The 21,168-nt window shown below is 72.3% G+C and carries 17 protein-coding genes and 1 pseudogene; 14 read left to right on the top strand and 4 right to left on the bottom strand.

Annotated elements, in window-relative coordinates:
- Positions 1-212 precede the first annotated feature (212 nt).
- The gene (locus SCWH03_RS19805) at positions 213-1,490 is read left to right on the top strand and encodes a sensor histidine kinase (RefSeq protein ID WP_173265607.1); all 1,278 of its coding nucleotides are present in this window, start codon (positions 213-215) and stop codon (positions 1,488-1,490) included.
- The gene (locus SCWH03_RS19800; RefSeq protein ID WP_173265606.1) at positions 1,478-2,146 is read left to right on the top strand and encodes a response regulator transcription factor; all 669 of its coding nucleotides are present in this window, start codon (positions 1,478-1,480) and stop codon (positions 2,144-2,146) included. Before SCWH03_RS19805 ends, SCWH03_RS19800 begins: the two co-directional genes overlap by 13 nt.
- Positions 2,147-2,580: 434 nt before the next feature.
- Here the strand turns inward: SCWH03_RS19800 and SCWH03_RS19795 are convergent, their stop codons facing one another.
- Positions 2,581-3,855: a glycosyltransferase 87 family protein gene (locus SCWH03_RS19795; RefSeq protein WP_254076877.1), complete on the bottom strand. Its 1,275-nt coding sequence runs from the start codon at positions 3,853-3,855 to the stop codon at positions 2,581-2,583.
- 571 nt (positions 3,856-4,426) lie between these two features.
- On the opposite strand from SCWH03_RS19795, the gene SCWH03_RS19790 reads away from it, so the two are divergent.
- From SCWH03_RS19790 to SCWH03_RS19775, 4 genes are all read left to right on the top strand, one after another.
- Complete coding sequence (locus SCWH03_RS19790; protein WP_216854771.1) at positions 4,427-4,738, top strand: ArsR/SmtB family transcription factor; 312 nt, start codon at positions 4,427-4,429, stop codon at positions 4,736-4,738.
- Positions 4,738-5,019, top strand: coding sequence for a hypothetical protein (locus SCWH03_RS19785; RefSeq protein WP_173265604.1), 282 nt, complete (start codon positions 4,738-4,740; stop codon positions 5,017-5,019). Before SCWH03_RS19790 ends, SCWH03_RS19785 begins: the two co-directional genes overlap by 1 nt.
- A gap of 11 nt (positions 5,020-5,030) precedes the next feature.
- On the top strand, positions 5,031-6,011 hold the full coding sequence (locus SCWH03_RS19780) for an NAD(P)-dependent alcohol dehydrogenase (RefSeq protein WP_173265603.1): 981 nt from the start codon (positions 5,031-5,033) through the stop codon (positions 6,009-6,011).
- 484 nt (positions 6,012-6,495) lie between these two features.
- Positions 6,496-8,772, top strand: a complete 2,277-nt coding sequence (locus tag SCWH03_RS19775; protein ID WP_173265602.1) for a GmrSD restriction endonuclease domain-containing protein — start codon at positions 6,496-6,498, stop codon at positions 8,770-8,772.
- Positions 8,773-9,099: 327 nt separating this feature from the next.
- Here SCWH03_RS19775 and SCWH03_RS19770 read toward each other — a convergent pair whose 3' ends face one another.
- A complete protein-coding gene (locus SCWH03_RS19770; protein ID WP_173265601.1) occupies positions 9,100-10,305 on the bottom strand; it encodes an amidohydrolase family protein in 1,206 nt (401 codons plus the stop codon).
- Between the two features lie 126 nt (positions 10,306-10,431).
- On the opposite strand from SCWH03_RS19770, the gene SCWH03_RS19765 reads away from it, so the two are divergent.
- The 3 genes and pseudogenes from SCWH03_RS19765 (at position 10,432) to SCWH03_RS19755 (ending at position 11,940) form a co-directional block, all read left to right on the top strand.
- A complete protein-coding gene (locus SCWH03_RS19765; RefSeq protein WP_173265600.1) occupies positions 10,432-10,569 on the top strand; it encodes a hypothetical protein in 138 nt (45 codons plus the stop codon).
- Positions 10,570-10,683: 114 nt separating this feature from the next.
- Positions 10,684-11,224: pseudogene (locus SCWH03_RS19760) on the top strand (hypothetical protein); the annotation flags it as partial.
- Between the two features lie 29 nt (positions 11,225-11,253).
- A complete protein-coding gene (locus SCWH03_RS19755; protein ID WP_254076876.1) occupies positions 11,254-11,940 on the top strand; it encodes a hypothetical protein in 687 nt (228 codons plus the stop codon).
- A gap of 271 nt (positions 11,941-12,211) precedes the next feature.
- On the opposite strand, the gene SCWH03_RS19750 is transcribed toward SCWH03_RS19755, so the two are convergent.
- Positions 12,212-13,282: a threonine ammonia-lyase gene (locus tag SCWH03_RS19750; protein WP_254076875.1), complete on the bottom strand. Its 1,071-nt coding sequence runs from the start codon at positions 13,280-13,282 to the stop codon at positions 12,212-12,214.
- Positions 13,283-13,366: 84 nt separating this feature from the next.
- On the opposite strand from SCWH03_RS19750, the gene SCWH03_RS19745 reads away from it, so the two are divergent.
- Positions 13,367-14,281 carry a LysR family transcriptional regulator gene (locus SCWH03_RS19745; protein WP_173265599.1) on the top strand — a complete coding sequence of 305 codons (915 nt, stop codon included), beginning with the start codon at positions 13,367-13,369 and terminating at the stop codon, positions 14,279-14,281.
- Between the two features lie 137 nt (positions 14,282-14,418).
- Here SCWH03_RS19745 and SCWH03_RS19740 read toward each other — a convergent pair whose 3' ends face one another.
- Positions 14,419-15,180, bottom strand: coding sequence for a TioE family transcriptional regulator (locus SCWH03_RS19740; RefSeq protein WP_173265598.1), 762 nt, complete (start codon positions 15,178-15,180; stop codon positions 14,419-14,421).
- An 81-nt stretch (positions 15,181-15,261) separates the two neighbouring features.
- Between SCWH03_RS19740 and SCWH03_RS19735 the strand changes: the two genes are divergently transcribed.
- The 4 genes from SCWH03_RS19735 (at position 15,262) to SCWH03_RS19720 (ending at position 21,094) form a co-directional block, all read left to right on the top strand.
- Positions 15,262-17,799 carry an ATP-binding cassette domain-containing protein gene (locus tag SCWH03_RS19735; protein WP_254076874.1) on the top strand — a complete coding sequence of 846 codons (2,538 nt, stop codon included), beginning with the start codon at positions 15,262-15,264 and terminating at the stop codon, positions 17,797-17,799.
- Positions 17,800-18,473: 674 nt separating this feature from the next.
- Positions 18,474-18,755 (top strand): polyprenyl synthetase, encoded by a 282-nt coding sequence (locus SCWH03_RS19730; RefSeq protein ID WP_173265597.1) that lies wholly within the window; start codon positions 18,474-18,476, stop codon positions 18,753-18,755.
- The gene (locus tag SCWH03_RS19725) at positions 18,748-19,800 is read left to right on the top strand and encodes a polyprenyl synthetase family protein (protein WP_173265646.1); all 1,053 of its coding nucleotides are present in this window, start codon (positions 18,748-18,750) and stop codon (positions 19,798-19,800) included. The genes SCWH03_RS19730 and SCWH03_RS19725 overlap by 8 nt, the downstream gene beginning before the upstream one ends.
- A gap of 130 nt (positions 19,801-19,930) precedes the next feature.
- Positions 19,931-21,094, top strand: coding sequence for an oxygenase MpaB family protein (locus tag SCWH03_RS19720; RefSeq protein ID WP_173265596.1), 1,164 nt, complete (start codon positions 19,931-19,933; stop codon positions 21,092-21,094).
- Positions 21,095-21,168 lie beyond the last annotated feature (74 nt).

The following is a 21,168-nucleotide window of genomic DNA, read 5'->3' as shown; positions in this document are numbered from 1 at the left end:
ATCGGGCGCGGGTGCGTGGCGAGCGCGTGGCGGGTGCGTGGCGGGCGCGGGGCAGCCGAATTCCTCGTGATCGGAGCGCGTGCCACCAGCAGCAGATCGGGCCTGCTCGGAGCCGTGGAGGGAGCGTTCTCCCTGCCGTCCATCCAGCCGCGCCGGCCGGTTAGGGTACCCGGTGGACCGGCACGCGCCACGGCTTCGGAGGGACACGCACCATGACCGTCGCCGTATGGGAAGCCATGCGACGGCGCCCCCTGCGCTTCGTGCTCTCCACCTGGCCGCCGCGGTGCTGGGCGTTCCTGGTGAGCGGCACCGTCGTGGGCTTCGTCGCGCTGCTGCTCTTCGCCGCGCTCCTCGTCGTCGGCGTCGGCCTGTCCGCGGTGGGCGTCGGACTGCTCGTCCTCATGGCGGCCGCGGTCTTCGGAGTCCCCGTCGCAGCCCTGGAGCGGCGGCGGTTGCGGCTCGTCGAACCGGAGGCGCTCCTCGACCCGCACGGCTCCCTGCCCGGTACGGGCGCCCGGCCGTGGCTGCGCACCCGGCTGCGCGAGCGGGCCACCTGGCGGGAGCTCGGGTACACGCTCGCCCTGGGCGTCGTGTTCACCGCCACGGGGATCGGCTTCACCGCCCTGCTCGGCCTGTCCGTGCTGCTGACGGCGACGCCCGTCATCGTGTGGGCGATCGCCCCCGACACGGTGATGCTGGTGCCCGGCCAACCGATCTCCGACCCCGTCGCGGCCCTGCCGGGCAGCGCGGCGGGACTGCTCGGACTGCTCGTCTCGGCCTATGCGGGCGGGCTGCTCGCGGGCGCGCAGGTGTGGGTCGCCCAGTCCCTGCTGTCGGCGCGGGACGAGGACCTGGGCACCCGCGTCATCGAACTGACCCGCTCCCGGGCCCGGTTGATCGACGCCTTCGAGGCGGAGAGGCGCCGCATCGAGCGCGACCTGCACGACGGCGCGCAGCAGCGGCTCGTCGCGCTCAGCATGACCCTGGGCCTGGCCGAACTGGAGCTGCGCGGCCAGGACTCGCCGGCCACCCCGCTGATCGCCCGCGCCCGCGGCGAGGCCCGACACGCCCTTGACCAGCTGCGCTCCCTGGTGCGCGGCATCCACCCCCAGGTCCTCACCGACCACGGGCTGCCGGCCGCCGTCGCCGAACTCGCCCTGCGCAACCCGATCCCGGTGACCGTCGACATCGACCTGCCGCACCGGCTGCCGTCGGCGGTCGAGACGACGGCGTACTTCACCGTCACCGAGGCACTGACCAACGCCTCCAAGCACAGCGGCGCCGACGAGGTCGCCGTCGTCGGCCGCCTGCGCGGCGGCAAGCTGGTCCTGCTCATCACCGACAACGGGCACGGCGGCGCGGATCCGGCCGCCGGAGCCGGTCTGCAGGGACTGGCGGACCGGGTGGCCGTGCTGAAGGGGACGCTCGTCGTGACCAGCCCCGCCGGGGGGCCCACCCGACTGCGGGTGGAGGTGCCGTGCTCCGCGTAGTACTCGCCGAGGACGCCGTCCTGCTGCGCGCCGGCCTGGTGGAGCTGCTGTCCCGCGTCGGACACGAGGTGACCGCCGCCGTCGGGGACGCCGGGGAACTGGCGCGCGCCGTGGACGCCGACCGGCCGGACGTGGTCATCACCGACGTGCGGATGCCGCCGGACTTCCGCGACGAAGGTCTGAAGGCGGCGCTGGAACTGCGCGCCCGGCACCCCGGCCTGCCCGTGCTGGTGCTCTCGCAGTACGTCGCCACCGCCTACGCCACCCAGCTGCTCAGCGGCGGCACGTCGGCCGAAGGCGGGCTCGGGTACCTGCTGAAGGACCGCGTCGGGGAGGTCACCGACTTCCTCGACGCGCTGGACCGCGTCGCCGGCGGGCAGACCGTCATCGACCCGGAGGTCGTGCGGGTGCTGCTGCGGCAGCGGACCGCCGAGGAGCCGCTGCGGCATCTCACGCCCCGCGAACGGGAGGTGCTGGCCCTGATGGCGGAGGGGCTCAACAACCAGGCCATCGGGCGGCGGCTGACCATCACGGAGGCGTCGGTGGTCAAGCACTCCGGCAACATCTTCATGAAGCTTCAGCTCGACCCGGCCGAGGGCAACCGCCGCGTGCTGGCGGTCCTCGCCCACCTCCGCCCCGAGGCCCCGCCGGTCTGAGGCGGTCCGGTCTGGGCCGGTCTGGGCCGGTCCTGTCTGGGCCGGTCTGAGGCGGTCCGGTGTGTGCCGGTCTGGGCCGGTCTGACCGGGCCGTGTCACCGTCCCCCGCGGAAGGGCCCTCGACCCGTCAGTCCTCCTCCGGGCGGCGCCGACACGGCCTGCCCCAGATCGGCGGCCCGGTCCCGCGTCGTGCACCAGGCCGGGCGGCCCGGTAAGTGCCGGCCGCATCCAGGGGTACCTCCCGTACGAGGCCGCGTCGCACGGTCCTCGAGACCCGCGTACACCGACACCGGCGCACGAACGCCCGCAGGCCCGCCACATCGTCCTCCGAACCGGAACCGGGCGTGTCGAACCGGGTGTGTCGAACCGGGCGTACGGGAACCGGCGGGCGCCCCGCCGCAGGGCGGCTGCCACCCCCGTGGTGGGGCGGGAGCTCACCGGCCACTCCGTACGGCCGGGGCATGAGCCGGCCGCGCGGGCCTGGAGGACCGTACGACGCGGCCGCGTACGGGCTCACCCCCGCTGACGCCGCCCAGCAGTCGGGCCAGCACCGCCAGGGTGACCGGCAGGGCGAGATACCCGAACCGCCCGGCCGGGGCGAGCAGGAACGCCACGCAGAGGCCGGCGGCGAGCCGGTCGGCTGCGGACACGAGGCCGTACGGGGGCCGCACGACGAGGGACACGGCGACGGCCAGCCCGCCGGTCAGCAGCAGCGCGACCGCCGCGTACCAGCCGGCCGGGCCCAGGTCGGCGAGCAGCCGGCCCGGCAGCGGACTGGCCGCCGGCGTCTGCCACGGCCCGCGCCCCGTCGGGAACGCGAACACCTGCTGCACCAGGGGCCCGGGTGACAGCAGGGCGCTCGGCAGGACGAGCAGGACGGTGCCCGCCACCGCCACGGCCGCCCCCCGCACGGCCGCCCGGGTCCCGCCCCGCTGGGCGAGCAGCGCGACGGCGACCGCGATGGCGGGCCACGCCGTCCACTTCAGGGAGCAGGCGGCGGCGAGCGCCAGCCCGGCGGCCGCCGGTCGCCGCCGTGCCGCGTACGCCAGCGCCAGGAACAGCAGTCCGGTCAACGGCAGGTCCACACCGCTGACGCACAGCGGCAGCGCCACGACCGGGGAGGCGGCGAACGCGCCGAGGAGGCTCCGGTCCACCGTGCCTCCGGCGCCCGCCCGCCAGCTGCCCGCCCGCCAGCTGCCCGCCCGCCCGCTGCCCGCCCGGGTCGCGCGGCGCGCCGCCCACAGGCAGCCGAGGAACACGGCCGCGCACCAGAGCCGGGCGTCACCCAGCATCCCGGTCAGCGGGCCGCTGCCGCCGATCAGCGCGCGCGGCACCCCGAACACCGCCATGCCCGGCAGATACGGCGTGACCTCGACCACGGAGCGGGGGTCGGCCAGGTACGGGGTCGCCTGGCTCAGTGTCAGCATCCCGGACCGCTCGATGACGAAGACCTCGCTCTGCGCGCCGCCGCCGGCCATCAGCACCAGCAGCGGCACGGCCACCGCGCCGGTGAGGGCCGCCCCGAGGGACAGGCGCAGCCCTCGCGGCCACAGCGCGGCGGCTGCCGCGCAGAGGTAGCCGGCGGAGGCGCACGCCCCCCAGAGGCGGTGCGGTCCGGGTGCCGCGATGAGAGGGAACACCCCGGCCCACACGAGCGCCAGAAACCAGCCGCCGGACCACAACAGCCGTCGTTTAACGGGTATTTGCATCGGGAGAACAGGCACCTGTCCATCACACCCGTCCCTGGCCGGCGCCGTCATGACGCCCAGGTCGAGACCTGGGGGTCGGGTTTACCCGACCGTGCCATCCCCGGTCGGGCCTGCCCCGCCGTCCCGTCCGCATCGGCTCTCGCGCCGTCCCGGAACGCGGAGCATCCCGCGTGCGACGGCAACCGGACTCACCATGAGGGGACTTCAGGTCCGGTCCCCGGGAGCGGCCGTTCGGCCGACGTGGGTGCAGGAACCGGCAACCCCGTAGGCGCACGCCTACGGGGTTGCGCCCGCGCCGCACCCGGTCCCGCTCGGCCTGCTCGGCCCGCTCGGCCCGTTCGGCTTGCTCGCGCGCGGCATCCGCCTCCGCCCGGGCCTGCTCCAGGACTTCGGCTTACAGGACGTCGGCTTCCAGGACTCCGGATCCTGCCTTGCCCGCCTCGGGCTGTTCCGGGATTCGCCCTTGCCGGCACCGGTGACGGCAAGTTAGGCTCGACACGTGTCAGAAACTACTTACACGTAGAGGTGTTTTGTGACAGCAAGCGGCCCGAGCGGAGACGAACTGGTCGAGATGCTGGCGGCGCTCGCCCATCCGATTCGGCTGCGCATCGTCGCGACACTGGCCGGGGGCCGCGACTACGTGAGCCGGCTGGCCCGTGAGCTGGGAGTGAGCCGTCCGCTCCTGCACATGCACCTGCGGCGGCTGGAAGTCGCGGGCCTGGTCGTCGGCCGGCTGGAGCTGTCCGAGGACGGCAAGGCCATGAAGTACTACGACGTCACCGACTTCAGCCTGCACCTGACCGCGTCGGCGGTGGCCGAGGCGGCCAAGACCCTCACCAAGCAGGACCCGGAGAAGGGTCCCCGACCCAAGGAGCACACCTGATGGACCCCTTCGGAGGGGAGATGTCCTGGCCTTCGGCGATCTTCCTTGTTGTCGTGGTCATCGTGGCGGCCTTTCTGGTCGCCGTGGTCATCGTCGGCCTGTTCGACACCCGTAAGGAGAAGCACTCGGCCGCCCGGGCGGACGACCTGCGTCAGCTCGTGCACCGTTTCGAACAACTCGCCGATAACACCCTCGACGCGCAGAAACGCGTGGCTGCCGACCTGGCCGAGTTGCGTGCGCGGACCGCGTCGATCGAACAGATTCTGCTGAGCGTCGAATGAGAGGCGGCACCATGCGAGGCATCAGGTTCCACAGCTACGGCCCACCCGGGGTCCTTGAGGTCGAGGACCTCGACATGCCCGTCGTCGGCGACGACGACGTGCTCGTCCGCGTCCGGGCGGCTTCGGTCAATCCGCTGGACTGGCACACCATGCGGGGCACGCCCTACATCACACGGGTGCAGGGCGGGCTGTCACGGCCCAGGACCGGCCGACTGGGCGCCGACCTGGCGGGACACGTCGAAGCGGTCGGCAAGAACGTCACCACGTTACGGGCGGGAGACGAGGTGTTCGGATGCCAGGGGCTTGACCGTCTGGGTACGTTCGCCGAGTACGTCACGATCCGCCACGACGCCGGAGTGGTGAAGAAGCCGGCCGGTCTGAACTTCGCGCAGGCCGCGTCCGTGCCGGTGGCGGCGCTCACCGCCTACCTGGCCCTGCACCGCCATGGGCGGCTGCGAGACGGGCACACGGTACTGGTCAACGGCGCGGCGGGCGGCGTGGGGACGTTCGCGGTGCAGATCGCCGTGGCACTGGGTGCCGACGTGACCGGCGTGTGCAGCGCCGCGAACGTGGAGATGGTCCGGACCCTCGGCGCCCACCACGTCGTCGACTACACCCAGGAGGACTTCACCACCGGCGAGCGGCGCTACGACCTCATCCTCGACAACGTGGGCAACCGTCCGCTGTCGGCGTACCGGCGGGTGCTCGCCCCGGAGGGGACGCTCGTCCTCGTCAGCGGCGCGGGAGGCCGCTTCCTCGGCCCCCTGGGCCGGGTGGCCCGTGCGCTCGTGCTGTCGCGCTTCACGCGGCAGCGGCTGGTCTTCTTCATCACGGACCCTGCCAAGGAAGGCCTGGAGGCGGTCCGCGACCTCCTCGAATCCGGAAAGGTCGCGCCGGTCATCGACCGGACCTATCCCCTGGGCGAGCTCCCCGAGGCCGTCGGCTACCTCGAAGCCGGGCACGCCCGGGGCAAGGTCGTCGTCACCCTCTGAGCCCACCGCCCAACCCGGCGGTTTCGAGCAGTCGTTGTTCGAGACCGCCGGCCGGTTGCCCGCAGCAGCTCCAGGGACACCCGGTCGCCGTCAACTACCGGTGCATGAAGCTCTCTTCAGACCGGGCAGACCGGGCAGACCGGGCAGACCGGGCAGACCAATCAGACCGGTCAGCCAGGTCGGTCCAGGTCGGTCCTGGAGGCCGGAGCGCTCCCGGTCACCCGCCGCGGCGTGCACGGCCGTCTCGGTCCTGGCAAGGCGGTCTGAGCGGTCTGAGCCCCAATCCCCGTGTGCGGCACGGGAGGTGGCGCCGGACCGGAGCCCGCGGAAACGGCGCCCCTCGCCGAGGGCGCCCCTCGTGACGGGAGCCAGCGGCCAGGGACCCTGCGGTGCGGCCGGTACGCGTGGTAGAAACCTGATGCCGTTCCCACGCCATGACCGCTTCCGCCGACCAGTTGCCCGCGGACGTAAGGAGCCCCCGGCCGTGCCGCCCACCTTGTATCGCGATACCAACTACACGCTCCGGCACCTGATCGAGAACATCGAGGGCGGCCGTATCGGACTGCCCGACATCCAGCGCCCGTTCGTCTGGTCTGCGGCGAAGACCCGCGATCTGCTGGACTCGATGTATCGGGGCTACCCGATCGGCACCCTGATGTTCTGGGAGACCGGTGCCGAGGTGGGGACGCGTCGGATCGGAACGGAAGCCGGTGACCGGGCACCTCAGCTGCTGGTCGTGGACGGGCAGCAGCGGCTGACCGCCCTGTTCGCCGTGCTCACCGGACGCAAGATCGTCTCCAAGTCCTTCGACGAGATCAACGTGCGGATCGCGTTCCGCCCCGAGGACCAGACGTTCGAGGTCACGGACGCCGCGATCGAGCGTGACGCCCACTTCATTCCGGACATCACCGCGCTCTGGGCCAGGGGCGGTTACAAGTCGACCGTCCGGAAGTTCTTCCAACGCCTCGAACAGGCCGGCGGGCAGCCCTTGCCGGACGCCGTCAAGGACGAGCTCGAAGAACGCGTGTACAGGGTCAGGGATCTGCACGGGTTCCACTTCCAGGTCGTGGAGCTGGGCGACTCGGCCGACGAGGAGCAGGTCGCCGACATCTTCGTGCGCATCAACTCCGAAGGAGTGAAGCTCAACCAGTCCGACTTCATCCTCACCCTGATGTCGGTCCACTGGGAGAAGGGCCGCCGCCAGCTCGAGGACTTCAGCCGCTGCGCGGTGGTCGCAGGGCCGGCCGGTCCGAGCCCCCGCAACGCCTTCCTGGACCCCAGCCCGGACCAGCTGCTGCGGGTAGCCGTCGCTGTCGCCTTCCGCCGCGCCCGGCTGCAGCACGTCTACAGCGTCCTGCGGGGAAAGGACCTCGAAACCGGCAAGGTCACCTCCGAACGACGGCAGAAGCAGTTCGACCTGCTCGCCCAGGCACAGACCAAAGTCCTGGACCTGACCAGCTGGCACGAGTTCTTCCAGTGCATCACGGCAGCCGGCTTCCTCGGCCGGAAGATGATCACATCCGACAACGCCCTGCTGTACAGCTACACGGTCTGGCTGATCGGCCGCCACGACTTCGGACTGACGGTCGACGAACTCCGCCCCGTGATCGGCCGGTGGTTCTTCATGGCGCACACCACCGGTCGGTACTCCAACTCACCTGAGTCGCAGATGGAGTTCGACCTGGGACGGATCGGCAGTCTTCCGCCGGGCGACGGCCGGGCTTTCATCGCGGAACTCGACCGGATCACCGCAGCGAACTTCACCGGCGACTACTGGGACATCTCCCTGCCGAACCGGCTGGACACCTCCTCGTCGCGTTCACCGGTGCTGTTCGCCTACCAGGCGGCGCTCAACATCCTCGACGCCGAGATGCTCTTCGGCAACCGGCGAATCCGCGATCTGATGGACCCCTCGGTCCAACCCGCCAAGACGGTCGACCGGAGCAACCTGTTCCACCGCAAGGCGCTCGCCGGACTGGGTATCACCGACCGGCGCCAAGTCAACGCCATCGCCAACATGGCCTATGTGACATGGCCGGCGGCCGAGCAGTCCACCACCGACGCACCCCACGAATACTGGCCGAGGGTCACCGACGCGATGGACCCCCAGGTCCTCGAGCGGCAGGTGCGGTGGCATGCGCTTCCGGTCGGCTGGGCACAGCTCGACTACGCCACCTTCCTGGAGCGGCGGCGCCAGCTGATCGCCAAGGTCGTGCGGGAAGCGTTCGAAACCCTCACGGGGGAACGCCCCGCGTACGTCCCCACGACCCCGGCCGACATGATCGCCGCCGGTGAGTCCCAGGGCACCGAGTTCAAGGCCAGCGCCCGTTGGAACGTGCACACCCGGCAGTCCGACAAGTCCCTGCGGCACAACATCGTCAAGGCCGTCTGCGGCTTCCTGAACGGCGAGGGCGGAAACCTGTTCATCGGCGTCGCCGACGACGGGAGCGTCCTCGGCATCGAGAACGACCTCGCCACGCTGGAGTCGCGGGCGGGCGCGGACGGATACGAGCTCTTCGTACGCCAACTCCTCGACAGCAGCCTGTCCGCCCCGACAGCGACCACCGTCCGCGTACGCTTCCCCGAGATCTCCGGTAACGCCGTCTGCCAGATCAGCGTTGCCGCGGCGGGCAAGCCGGTGTTCGCCAAACCCGTGAAGGGCGGGGGCGACTTCACCGACTTCTGGGTGCGGGTCGGCAACGCCACCAGGCAACTCCACGGCGATGACCTCCTGCGGTACCAGGAGGAGCACTGGGGGTGAGCATGCCCTCCGGCCGGCCGTCGCGCGCGATGTCCCGACACCGAAGCGACACCCGTGCCGCCCCCGCTGGCGCCGATTCCGGCGGAGCCTCGGGAGTGCCGGCGGACCGCCGGCACCAGGTGCCCGACCCCTGCTCCGTGCGTGCCGCGGGCCCGCCTGCCGGCCGGCCGCGGTGGGGCGGGCGTCCGGCGGCGGACATACCCGCAGCTTCACGCCCTCCCACCGGGCCTCCGACAGGGGCGCCACCACCTCGCCGGCCGGCGGGAAGCTCCGGGACGATGTCGTCGAGGCGTCCGGCGAAGACCTCGAGAAACCCGTCGAGCCGCCTCACCCGGACACAGGCGGAATCCGCGGCAGATGGACCCGCCCGCCGGACATGACCAGAGCCACTCGGCGCAGAGCCCGAAGATCCCTGACGGGGTCGCCGTGGACGACCAGCAGGTCCGCACGATGGCCGGGCTCCAGGCGCCCGGTCGTGCCGCCCAGGCCCAGGGCGCGGGCGGCTTCGGTGGTGGCGAGGTCGATGATCTCGGCGGGTGTACAGCCGATGTGTGCGAAGAACTCCAGGCTGGAGACGAAATCGTCGAAGACGGCACGGCTCACGCCTGCGTCGGTGCCGGCGATCAGCCGCACGCCCCGCTCGCGCATCCACCCCAAGCGGCCGAACATCTCCGCCGCGCGCTCGGTGCCGAAGCGTTCGGCGAAGCCACGCCAGTCGGGACTGGCCGCCGGGCAGACGCGGATGCCCTTGGCGACGATCTCTGCCACGACGTCCTCCCGGACATCGAATCCGTCCCGGGCCATCCAGGTGCAGTGCTCGATCGTGGCCACCCCGGCGGCCACTGCGGCGGCGATGCCCTCGGCGCCGTGCGCGTGGGCCGCCACGGGCAGGCCCGCACGGTCCGCCTCCTCCACCACGACGCACAGTTCGGCGGGCGTGAACTGGGAGGCCCAGACGGGAGGCCCGCCCCTGGTGATGCCGCCTCCTGTCGCCATCACCTTGATCACGTCGACGCCCTGAGCCGCGTTGCGCCGGACCATGCCGCGGATGGCGCGCTCGCCGCGCACCTCCCCGCCGAGGAACCAGCAGTGGCCGCCCGGCCCCGTCAGCGGCGTTCCCGCGGCGAGGATCCGCGGGCCGGGAAGGTGCCCGCCTGCGATGTCGTCGCGGAGCCGGATCGCCAGGCCGTTGCGGTCACCGAGGTCCCGCGCCGTGGTGACACCGGTACGGAGCAGTTGCGCGGCCCGCTCGGCCATACCGTTGCGCAGCGTTGCGTCGTCGGCCTCGCGCAAGGCGGCCACAGGGTCGGGGCCGGCGTCCAGGGCCAGATGGACATGCGCGTCGATCAGGCCGGGCAGCAGGGTCCCTTCCGGATGGTCGTACCTGGCGATGCCGTCCGGAGCCCGTGTCCTGACGTCCGCCAGGGGCCCCGCGTCCGTGATGACGCCCCCGCGGACAAGGACGGCCCCGTCCGGCAGCAGCCGGCCCCTCGGACCGGTCAGCATGCGTCCGGCTGAGACGAGCGCGTCCATGGTCGGTCTCCTACGGGGTTGCATGGCGGGCGTCCGCAGCAGGTTCCCGCAGCGTCGCCGCGGATGCCGCTCGCTCGCGCAACCTCTCCACCTGTGCGCCGCCTACCCGGACGATCTTCATTCAAGGTGGGCGACGGGGAACGTGCCAGCGGGATTCCGGCCAATCGCCCCGCCCCCTGGCACTCCGACAAGGAGGGCGCCGAGGCGAACTTCAAGGGACATGGCCACCACCCGCCGCTGATGTTCTGCGACAACACCGAATAACTGCTGGTCAACCGGCTGCGACCGGGCTCGGCCGGCTCCAACACCGCTGATGACTACAACAGCGTGAGTGTCGAGGGTCTGCGCCAGCTGCCCACCCGAAGGCGACGCCGGGTGCTCAACGAGGGCGCAGCCAGGGCGACCGTGCGCGTGGGCGCCGAGGTGCAGGGCATGCTCGACCAGTCGCGGGCCGACCAGGTGGAGGCGACGAGCCTCAAGACCCACGAGGACTACGAGGAAGCGGTTGCCGAGCGGGCGGGCTGGGTCGCGTTCGGGGCCACGGCGGGTATCGCGGCGGGTGTCGCTTTTCTGCCCGCGACCGCGGCCGTGGGGGCGGCACGCGGTGCTCGTCCCGCTGGCGGTCGACACTGCCAGCGGTGCTGCCGAGCAGGTCATCAGCCAGGTGGTCGGCGAAGTGTCGGACAACGCGGTGGATGAGCACAAGGAGAAGGTGGAGGAGCTCGCCGCGGAGGAGAAGAAGAAGATCTACACGGCGGGTGAGAGCATGGCCGAGTCTCCAATGGAGGGCTTCCTGCGGAATAACAACGTGGACAACAATGGCGAGTTCGCCCAGGACCTACGCGAGTCGATGCTGATCGGCTACGGGGTCGGCAACGACCGCGAGAGGCAGCAGGGCAACGATCCTGAGACTGGCTGAGGCGGTGGGCGGTGGAGGACACATGAAGGATGGGGACAGTGGTCAGTCGTAGGTCGGCGTGCGGACGGGCCCTCTTCGCGGCCGTGGTCGGCTCGTTGTTCCTCGCGGCTGCCGCCTGTGCGGGGGGCGGAGGCGGGGACGGGACTCCGACGGACTACGGGGTCGTTGGGGGGACACAACTCTGCGGTGGTGACGCCGTGTCCGCCGACGCCTCCAAGGCGCTGAAGGTGATCACGGGGGCATCGCGGTTCGAGGCGTCGGCGGAAAGGTACACCGTCGCCAAGTCCGCGTCGGACCTCATCGAGGCCTACCCGGTCCCCACCCTGACCCAGGATGTATGCCGTGTCTACAACCCCCTTGGCACGCCGGATTTCGAGCTCAGAATCACCTGGAATCTCGAAGACAGGGCCCCGACGGCCGCATCGGCCCCGAACTTCACCGAGCTGGACATGGGCGAGCGGGCCGTGGCGGCTGAGGACAAGGCGTATGTCTTCTTCGGCTGCAAGAGCGTCAAGTTGGGCAACTCGCGTTCGGCGGCTCACATCGTCGTCGGGGTGGAGCGCTGGGGTATGCCGAAGCCGCCCGAGGGTGACCCCGAGGCGTTGAAGGACGCCTACGCGACCGTGGCCCATTCCGTCTCCCTGGCCATGGCCAGGGAACTGCGCTGTGAGGACAGCGGCGGACTTCCGGCGCGTCCCGTGCTGGACCCCGCGTAGCCGCCGGCGCCTGTGGGAACGGCCGTGATCAGGGGCCAGGGGCTCTTCCCGTCCGGTGGAGGGGACGTCTGCCGGGTGCCGGGTGCCGGCTTTGCTGCGCCGCGGACGGGCGGCGCGAGGACCTCGCCTTCGGCGAGGGCCGGCCCCGCGCTCATCCACGGTTCATGCCCGGTCAGGCCCGGCTCCCTTCGCCGGACGGTGCGGAGCAGCCCCTCGCCCCTCTCGGCGAGGACCCGGACGAGCACTGCGTATGCCCCGCGGTCCCACGTGATCATCCCCTCGGCGCTGATGCGGCACCCTCGTCCGTTGTGGGGTCCTCGTCCGAGGCGGCTCCCTCGCGCAGTGCAGCGCCCCCGTCCAGTGTGACACCCCCGTCCCGCGCGGTCCCCTCGCCCAGTGCGGCGATATCGCCGGCGGAGGCGTTGCCGCCGGTGCAGACCACGGCGACGCGCTGCCCGGTGAACTCCTGCGGCCTGGCCAGTACGGCGGCCAGTGCGGCGGCTCCGGCGCCTTCGGCGAGGGTGTGCGCATGGCCGGCGAGGAGCCGCTGTGCCGCGGCGATCTGCTGGTCGGAGACCAGGTGGAAGTCGGCGAGTTGGGAGCGCATGACGTGCTGCGGCAGGGTGAAGCCCCGTCCGGTGGCCAGGCCCTCCACGGTGGTGCGGTTGGGGCGACGGACGCAGACGCCCTCCCGCCACGAGTCGTGCGCCGCCGGTGCCGCTGACGACTGCACCGCGATCACCCGGCAGTCCGGGGCGAGTTCCGCGGCGACCAGGCAGGCCGCCGCGGCTCCGGTGCCGGAACCGACGGGCACCACGACCGCGTCGAGATCGGGCCGGGCCTCGAAGAGCTCCAGATACAGGGTGCCGACGCCGGCCAGCAGGGCCGGGGTGTCGCCGGGACTGACCAGATGCCGGTCGCCGTCGGCCGCCAGCTGCTCGGCCCGCTCCTGCGCGGCACCCATGTCCGGACCGTGCAGTACCACCTCGGCGCCGAGCGCAGACGCCGCCCGCGCCTTCGCCTCGGGGACCGTCTCCGGCATCACCACCGTGCAGGAGGCGCCGAAGGCGGCGCAGGCGTAGGCCAGGGACTGGGCGTGGTTTCCGGTGGAGTAGGTGACCAGGCCGCGGGCGCGCTGCGCAGGCGTCAGGCCGGACAGCAGCGTCAGCCCGCCGCGCACCTTGAACGCTCCGACGGGCTGGGCGTTCTCGTGCTTGACGTGGACGGTCGTACCGGCCACCGCGTCGAGCAGGGGATACGACCACATCGGGGTGGCGGGCAGGTAGCCGGAGAGAAGGTCCCGGGCGGCGAGGACGTCGGCGAAGGCAGGAGGCTTGGGCATGCCGCCATCGTCCCGGCATGCCGCCGCATCGGTCCAATGCCAGTTCTCGCGCCCACCTATCAAGCTCATCGATATGTTGTCCGCATGCTCGACGTCACCCGCCTGCGCGTGCTCGCCGCGGTCGCCCGCCATGGCTCGGTCACCGCCGCCGCTCGCGCCCTGGGCTATGCCCAGCCGTCGGTCAGCCATCATCTGGCCCGGCTGGAGGCCGAGACGGGCAGCCGGCTCGTGCAGCGGGTGGGGCGCGGCGTCCGGCTGACCGGCGCCGGCCGGATGCTGGCCGAGCGGGCCGAGGAGATCCTGGGGCGCCTGGAGGCCGCAGAGGACGAACTCGCCGCCCACACCGGCCTGCACGCGGGACGGGTACGTCTGGCCGCTTTCCCCTCGGCCCTGGGCACCTTCGTCCCGCCGGCCGCCGCCGCGTTCGCCGCCGCGCACCCCGACGTCGAACTGCGCCTCACCGAGGCCGAACCGCCCGAGGCGACCCGGCTGCTGCGCTCGGGCGAGGTCGACATCGCCCTGCTGTTCGACTACTCGGGCCCGTACTCGGGCCCACCAGCAGCCGAGGACGGGCTGCGCCGAACTCCTCTGCTCACCGAGCCCGTCTACCTGGTGACCCCGGCCGGCCTGCCGGGCGACCGGATCGGCGACCACGCCACGCGACGGTGGATCACCGGCTGCGAACGGTGCCGCACCCGGCTGGTGCGCTGCTGCGAGGCCGCGGGCTTCACCCCCGACATCGCCTTCACCACCGACGACTACGTCGCCGTCCAGGCCCTCGTCGCCGCCGGGCTTGGCGTCACCACGCTGCCCGGTCTGGCCCTGGCGGCCCGACTCGACCACGCTGTGCGGCCGGTACGGCTGCCGGACCAGGAGAGGGTGGTCAGCGCCGCGGTCCACGGAGAGCCGCCGCACCCGCCGGCCGTCGCGGCCCTGCTCGGACACCTTGCGAAGGCGACGGCCACGGCGATGTCCCTCACGGCGCTGCCCCCGCCCTGAGGGACATCGCCGTGGCCGTCGGCGGGTGGCCGCCGGTCGTGGAGCACCGCCTCCGCTCCGATGGATGTCGCCCGGTCGGCGACCTGCCGGGCAGCGGGCGCCGCGTGCCCACCCGTACACGGCGACGGCACCCGGTCTCATCGACCCGGCAGCTCCCGCTGGGCGGTGGTCCGCCGTCCGGCCCGGGCGGTGTCCAGCAGCGCCGTGTACCCGGCGAGCCGGGCCGCCGCCTCGAGCATCGCCACACCGCGGGCGGTGAGCCGCCCCCGCCAGTCGTCGAGGGCGGCGGACAGCGCCTCGGTGCCTCCGGCCGTGCGGACCTGCCGGACCACCGTGCGGATGTGCGCCAGCGGGTAGCCCCCGCGCCGCAGGAGATGGGCGAGTTCTGCGTCGCGTATGTCCGCGGCGCCGAACGAGCGGTGCCCGGTGACGGGTTCCCGGACCGGGGCGAGGATGCCCACCGCCTCCCAGTTGCGCAGGGTCGCCGCGGTGACTCCCAGCCGGCGGGCGAGTTCGCCGATGCTGAGCGGGGTGCGGTCGGCGGGAGTGTGTTCGGCGGCGCCGCGGTCCGAGGTGAGGTGCTCGACCGCCCGCCCCACGGCGTCCAGGGTGCTCCGGTCGCGCAGCAGCTGGGCGTGGCCGCGGTCGACGGCCGTCAGCGCGGCGTCGAGGTCGCCCGTGTTGAGCGAACGCATGATCTCGCCGCCCATGGCGTGCCCGTACGCCTGGACGAGCGCCAGATAGGCCCGCAGGGCCGTCGCGTGGGTCTCGGTGTAGCGGCGGTAGCCGGAGGGGGCGCGCAGGGCGGCCGGGAGGTAGCCGTCCCGCTCGTAGTTGCGGACGGCCTGGGTGGAGATGCCGTGCTCACGGGCCAGGTCGACGGGGCGCAGATGCTTCACGCCTTGAGACTTTATCCGGGGTGAACGGGGAAATCACCGTTGGAAGTCTCCACCGGTTTTGCAGATATACGCTTGAGTTCCATGAATCGTGACCCTCAGGAATTCGTCACCGTCTCGCAGGACGGCGGCCTGCCGCGCCGGACACACGGAAGGGGCGCCATGACGGTCGGCGCTGCCACGGGTACGGACGGGACCGCGGGCGCGGACGCGGTTACGGGCGCCGCGCCGTCTGTGCCGTCCGTGCCGTCTGTGCCGCCTGTGCCGTCCGCGGCGTCCGTGCCGCCTGCCGCCGAGGGCCATGACCGCATCCGTGTGTACGGGGCCCGTGAGAACAACCTCAAGAACGTTCGTCTCGAGATTCCCAAGCGGCGGCTGACGGTGTTCACCGGAGTCTCCGGCTCCGGCAAGAGCTCCCTGGTGTTCGACACGATCGCCGCCGAGTCGCGACGGCTGATCAACGAGACGTACAGCGCCTTCGTCCAGGGCTTCATGCCCACCCTGGCACGGCCCGAGGTCGACGTGCTCGACGGGCTGACCACCGCGATCCTGGTGGACCAGCAGCCGATGGGCACCAGTCCCCGCTCCACGGTCGGCACCGCCACGGACGCGGGCGCGCTGCTGCGCATCCTCTTCAGCCGGCTCGCGCAGCCGCACATCGGCTCGCAGAAGGCGTTCGCCTTCAACGTCGCCTCGGCCGACGCGTCGGGTGTGCTGGTGGTCAACGGCAAGAAGACCGAGAAGGGCTTCAGCGTCGTCGGCGGCATGTGCCTGCGGTGCGAGGGCACGGGCTCCGTCTCGGACATCGACCCCGCCCGACTCGTCGACGACGCCAGGTCGCTCGCCGACGGCGCGGTCACCGTCCCCGGCTGGAAGCCCGACAGCTGGGTGGTGCGCACGTTCACCGAGTCCGGCTTCCTCGACCCGGCCAAGCCGATCCGCGACTACACCGAGCAGGAGCGGCACGACCTGCTGCACCGGGACCCGGTCAAGGTCAGGGTGAAGGGGATCAACACCACCTACGAGGGCCTGATCGCGCGGGTGCGGAAGTCCTTCCTGAGCAAGGACAAGGAGACGCTCCGGCCGCACATCCGCGCCTTCGTCGAGCGGGCGGTGACCTTCGCGGTCTGCCCCGGGTGCCACGGCACCCGGCTCAGCGAGACGGCCCGGTCCGCCAGGATCGACGGGATCAACATCGCCGACGCCTGCGCGATGCAGATCAGCGACCTCGCCTCGTGGGTCCGCGGCCGGCAGGACCCGTCGGTCAGGACGCTGCTGGCCGTGCTCGGCCAGAGCCTGGACTCGTTCGTCTCGATCGGCCTCGGCTACCTCTCCCTCGACCGGCCCTCGAGCACGCTCTCCGGCGGTGAGGCACAGCGCGTCAAGATGGTGCGCCACCTGGGCTCCGCACTCACCGACGTCACCTACGTCTTCGACGAACCCACCGTCGGGCTGCACCCGCACGACATCCAGCGCATGAACGAGCTGCTGCTGCGGCTGCGCGACAAGGGCAACACCGTGCTGGTCGTCGAGCACAAGCCGGAGACGATCACCATCGCCGACCATGTGGTCGACCTCGGCCCGTACGCCGGGGCCGAGGGCGGCGAGGTGGTCTTCGAAGGCACCGTCGAGGGACTGCGGGCCGGCGGCACCCTCACCGGGCGGCACCTCGACGACCGCGCCTCGGTGAAGCCGTCGGTACGCGAGCGGACCGGGGTGCTGGAGGTACGCGGCGCGAACGCCCACAACCTGCGCGATGTCGACGTGGACATCCCGCTCGGCGTGCTGACCGTGGTCACCGGGGTCGCGGGATCGGGCAAGAGCTCCCTGATCCACGGATCGGTGGACGGCAGAGACGGCGTGGTCACGGTGGACCAGTCGCCCATCAGGGGCTCCCGGCGCAGCAACCCGGCCACCTACACCGGCATGCTCGAACCGATCCGCAGGACGTTCGCCAGGGCCAACGGCGTCAAGCCCGCGCTGTTCAGCCCCAACTCCGAGGGGGCCTGCCCCGCCTGCAAGGGGGCCGGCGTCGTCTACACCGACCTGGCGATCATGGCCGGCGTCGCCACCACCTGCGAGGAGTGCGAGGGGAGGCGCTTCGAGGCGTCGGTCCTCCGGTACCGCCTGGAAGGACGGGACATCAGCGAGGTGTTCGGGATGCCGGTGGCCGAGGCCGCCGAGTTCTTCCGCACGGGTGCCGCGCGTACGCCGGCCGTGTGCGCCGTGCTCGACCGGCTCGCCGAGGTCGGCCTGGGCTACCTCGGCATCGGCCAGCCGCTCACCACCCTCTCCGGCGGCGAGCGCCAGCGTCTGAAACTGGCCGGTCAGATGGCCGGGGCGGGAAGTGTCTACATTCTGGACGAGCCCACCAGCGGCCTGCACCTCGCCGATGTCGAGCAACTGCTCGCGCTGCTGGACCGGCTGGTGGACGCCGGCAGGTCGGTGATCGTCGTGGAGCACCACCAGGCGGTGATGGCGCACGCCGACTGGATCATCGACCTCGGTCCCGGCGCCGGCCACGACGGCGGACGGGTCGTCTTCGAGGGCACCCCGGCCGAGTTGGTCGCCGCCCGCCCCACCCTCACGGGCGAGCACCTGGCACAGTACGTCGGCGCCTGACCGGCGCCTGACCGGCGCGGCCGTGCGCCCGCACCCGCGACGCCCCCGGGCCGCCCTGCGTTGCCCCGCACCGGCAGTACGGGCGGCACGGGGCAGTACGGAGCGGCGCGGGCATTACGGGGCGGCCCGGCGCGAAGTCGGGAGCTCCGGCGGAGGCGACCGCCGTGGGCGGCGCGGGTGGGGCTGCGGGCGGTTCCGTCCCACGAAGGGGTGGTTTGCGTGGGGAGGACGGCGCCTTCGGCCGTGCGTCGGGTTTCCTGGAGAGCGAGCGGCACGAAGCCGTGCCGCCGTGACCTGAGGAGAAGCGTGGGGGAGCACGTCACGGGTGGACTCCGCCGGCCGGCGTGGACCGGGGTGCTGCCGCTGATGCCGGTCAGGGCGTCCACGCCGGGGCGGCGGTGGTCGGGGGGCCGGGGCCCACCACCCCGGCAACGAGGCGAAGCCGCTCGGGCAAGTGTGGCAGCGACGGGTGCATATGCGGGGTGCTGCCGCCGTGTTGGCCGTTCGTCGTGCACCGCATACCGCATGCGGCGCCCGCCGACGCCGCAGGCCGCACACCGCCGTCGCGCCGCAGCACATCGCCCACCGCCCGCCACCCACCATCCACAGCACCCGTCGCCCGCGGCCCGCCGCCGGCCGTTCGTCACAGCTGATCGACAGTACAGGGGGATCGGATGACACACACTCCGCGCAGCGGGCCAGGGCTGGACGAGCAGGCGGTACTGCTCGCGGCGGGGCTGGCGGACCTCGTGGTGAGCACCGCCGGCTCCGTCGCCGGGACCGTGCGGCAGTTGCTGCGCCGCTCCGACGGACCGGAACTGGCCCGGGAAGCGCAGCAGGACCTGATCGCCCGCGGCCGTATCGCGGTGGACCGCCTCGCGGTGCCGCCGGCCCATCTGGAGGTGCTGGCCCGGCACGCCGAGGCCAGGCGGGCGGCCTCCGGTGGCGATGCCTGAGCGCTGGGACCCGGCCGGGTTCAAGGGCCGGATCGACGCCCTGCTGGCCGACTTCGTATCCGAGGAGGCAGGACGGCTGCTCGCCATCGACGAGGCGTTGCGGCCGGTGGCGGATCAGTTGCGGGCGTCGGTCGGGCACGGCAAGCGATTACGTGCCGCCTTCTGCTACTGGGGGTGGCGTGCCGCCGGCCAGCCCGACAGCGACGCGATGGCCCGGGCGGCGGCCTCGATGGAACTGGTCCATGCCGCGGCCATCGTCCACGACGACCTCATCGACGACAGCCCGCTGCGCCACCATCTGCCCACGGCGCACATGGCCCTGCGGTCCGCCGTCACCGGCCGCCCCCGGGCGAATGCCGCCGCCCGGTCACTGGCCATGCTGGTCGGGGACCATCTGATGGCACTGGCAGGCCAGTTGTTCGCCACCAGCGGTCTCCCCGCGGCCTACCTCGCCAGGGCCCGGCCGCTGTGGGGAGAGCTCGCCCGGGAACTGGTCGCGGGCGAATGCCTGGAGATCCTCACGTCCGGCACCCGCCCCGACACCGGCGTGTCCCTGAAGGTCGTCCGCTACAAGACCGCCAAGTACACCGTCGAGCAGCCTCTGCTCATCGGCGGCCTGCTCGGTGGCGCCGCGCGGGAGTTGCGTACCGGCCTCTCCGCCTACGGGCTGCCGCTGGGGGAGGCGTTCCAGCTGCGTGACGACCTGCTCGGCCTGTTCGGTGAGACCGAGCGCACCGGCAAGGCCGCCCTGGACGACCTCCGCGGCCACCGGCCCACCACGCTGCTCGCCCAGGCGTGGCAGGCCGCCGGGCCGGCGCAGCGCGAGCAACTCGCCGTCCTGCTGGGGCGCCAGGACCTCGACGGGGCGGATCTGCGTCGGGCACGCGAGCTGATGCGCGCGCTCAAGGCGCCGGAACAGGTGGAGGACATGATCGCCGACAGGGTGGGGGAGTCCGTCGGCCGCCTGGACGGCCTCGACCTGCCCGGTGCGGCGAGACAGGCCCTGACCGAACTGGCCCGGCTGGCCACCGACCGCCACCACTGACCCACTACCGACCGCCACCGCCGACCGCCACCGCCGACCGCCACCGCCGACCGCCACCGCCGACCCGCTGACCGACAGCGCGGCAGGACCGCTCCCCACCAGGTGCGGCCTGACGGGAAGGACTTCCGACATGACCTGCACCGAAGCCTCGATGGACGCCCTGCGCCGGTCCGGGGACGAACTCGCCGACGCCGTCGTCGCCACCCTCTTCGAACGCGGCGAGGTCGGTACGTTCAACTCGCTGATGCGCCACGTCTCCACCGCCGGCTCGCCGCTGCCCGAGGGGCTGCCCGACGTCGCCCGCGAGTACCTCCAGGCGACAGGGACCCCGCCCGCCTGGGTGGACTGGGGGGAGATGGAGAGGGCGCGGCTGTTCTTCATCGACAACAACGTCCACATCGCCACCGCGCTCTCCTTCGCCTCCATGCCCGCCTGCTACGTCGTCCCGCATGTCGCCAGACTGCTGTCGGCCACCCACGGTCTGGACTACCCGTCGAAGCGGATGGCCGAGACGGGCCAGTTCACCGTCTACCTGATGCAGCCCGACGCCTTCGAGGCCGGCAGCCGGTTCATCCCGGCCGCGCAGAAGGTGCGTCTGCTGCACGCGTCGATCCGCCACCACCTCAAGCGCGAGGACCGCTGGGACACCGGGGCGCTGGGGACGCCGATTTGCCAGGAGGACATGATCGGCGGGCAGATGTTCTTCTCCCTCCTCGTCCTCGACAGCCTGCACCGGCTGAACATCCACATGTCCACCGAGGGCGCCGAAGCCTACTTCTACGCCTGGCGCGTGGTCGGCGCGATCCTCGGCGTCGACCAGGAGGCCGTACCCAAGAACCTGGAGGAGGCGCGGCAGTTCCTCGACCTGTACATGCTCCGCCACATGGGCCCCTCAGAAGAGGGCGCGCACCTGACCCGGCAGCTGATCGACCTCTACGAGGAGGTCGTCCCCGGCACCTTCTTCGACCCCATCGTCTCCGCCCTCATCCGCTATCTGGTCGGCGACACCTGCGCCGACTGGCTCCAGGTGCCCCGCACCGCCTGGGACAACGTCGCCAGGATGGTCCCGACCCTGCTGGGTGCGCTGGAGGGCATCGAGGACCGCTCCCCGCTCGGCGCGTGGGCCCTGGACCGCCTCGGCCACCTCACCACCGTCCTCGAACTGTCCTCCCTCACCCGGGGGCGGGTCATGCACTACGCCATCCCGGAGCAGCTGAAGAAGGACTTCGGCGTCGGCGGCAGCGTGCCGCGCACCCACCGCTGGACGCCCCCGGCGCCGACCGTGGCCGGGTGAGGACGCCGCCGCATCCCCGGTAGGGCCTCCGCGGCCCCGGCCCCGGTAGGGCGTCCGCGTCCGCCGTCCCGAAC

Source organism: Streptomyces pacificus, assembly GCF_011766325.1.
Classification (GTDB): Bacteria; Actinomycetota; Actinomycetes; order Streptomycetales; family Streptomycetaceae; genus Streptomyces; species Streptomyces pacificus.
The sequence above is the reverse complement of the archived record's forward strand: the minus strand, read 5'-3'. Positions and strand labels throughout refer to the sequence as shown.

Coding starts and splice junctions, on each gene's coding strand:
- SCWH03_RS19805 (WP_173265607.1), top strand. CDS start 213: ATGACCGTCGCCGTATGGGAAGCCATGCGACGGCGCCCCCTGCGCTTC.
- SCWH03_RS19795 (WP_254076877.1), bottom strand. CDS start 3,855: ATGCAAATACCCGTTAAACGACGGCTGTTGTGGTCCGGCGGCTGGTTT.
- SCWH03_RS19790 (WP_216854771.1), top strand. CDS start 4,427: ATGCTGGCGGCGCTCGCCCATCCGATTCGGCTGCGCATCGTCGCGACA.
- SCWH03_RS19785 (WP_173265604.1), top strand. CDS start 4,738: ATGGACCCCTTCGGAGGGGAGATGTCCTGGCCTTCGGCGATCTTCCTT.
- SCWH03_RS19780 (WP_173265603.1), top strand. CDS start 5,031: ATGCGAGGCATCAGGTTCCACAGCTACGGCCCACCCGGGGTCCTTGAG.
- SCWH03_RS19770 (WP_173265601.1), bottom strand. CDS start 10,305: ATGGACGCGCTCGTCTCAGCCGGACGCATGCTGACCGGTCCGAGGGGC.
- SCWH03_RS19755 (WP_254076876.1), top strand. CDS start 11,254: ATGGGGACAGTGGTCAGTCGTAGGTCGGCGTGCGGACGGGCCCTCTTC.
- SCWH03_RS19750 (WP_254076875.1), bottom strand. CDS start 13,282: ATGCCCAAGCCTCCTGCCTTCGCCGACGTCCTCGCCGCCCGGGACCTT.
- SCWH03_RS19745 (WP_173265599.1), top strand. CDS start 13,367: ATGCTCGACGTCACCCGCCTGCGCGTGCTCGCCGCGGTCGCCCGCCAT.
- SCWH03_RS19735 (WP_254076874.1), top strand. CDS start 15,262: ATGAATCGTGACCCTCAGGAATTCGTCACCGTCTCGCAGGACGGCGGC.
- SCWH03_RS19730 (WP_173265597.1), top strand. CDS start 18,474: ATGACACACACTCCGCGCAGCGGGCCAGGGCTGGACGAGCAGGCGGTA.
- SCWH03_RS19725 (WP_173265646.1), top strand. CDS start 18,748: ATGCCTGAGCGCTGGGACCCGGCCGGGTTCAAGGGCCGGATCGACGCC.
- SCWH03_RS19720 (WP_173265596.1), top strand. CDS start 19,931: ATGACCTGCACCGAAGCCTCGATGGACGCCCTGCGCCGGTCCGGGGAC.